Here is a 546-nt window from a genome sequence, read left to right as displayed (position 1 = left end):
GGTCTACCAAATTTAACGTCAGAAGGTCCGTATATTGAGGACAAGCTCGATTCGCACTGGCTGTCTTTACAGATAACTTGGGCCCTAGAGAGCGCAACCTTACTTAATGCAAAAGGCGAAGTGATTGGGCAGTGGGGTGATCAACGCATTCGTCCAAACTCCGACGTAATTGAGCGTACCTTGACGAGTCGCACTCCGTCCGAAGAAATGATCTGTTTTGAATTTTGTCAGTTAGCTGTACTGTCTCCGATTCTAGATATTAATGGTGATATTAAACTTATTCAGCTGAGCGTATCACTAGCAGATATGATGCTAGATTTTAATCGAATCACCGGATCTGATATCGGGATACTCACGCCGGTTAATAATAACTCTGAAGCATCAGTACAGTTTGGCAAGACTGGATTGGCTTTCTCTTCTTTGACGAATAAGCCTTTACTACAGCCAATTCTTCAGCAGCATGCTATTCAAAGTCGATGGAGGCGTGACTTTGTCGAAGCTGAAGGGCAGTTAATCAACATTATTGATTTACCAGGTTCTCAGTAT

Annotated in this window: 1 protein-coding gene; it reads left to right on the top strand. The window is 43.0% G+C overall.

Annotation, left to right across the window (positions count from 1 at the left end; all coding sequences use genetic code 11):
* The coding region (locus A3756_RS03590) for a cache domain-containing protein (protein WP_156490239.1) at positions 1-546 on the top strand (546 nt) is incomplete at both ends.

The sequence above is a fragment of the Oleiphilus sp. HI0086 genome (assembly GCF_001635225.1).
The sequence above is the reverse complement of the archived record's forward strand: the minus strand, read 5'-3'. Positions and strand labels throughout refer to the sequence as shown.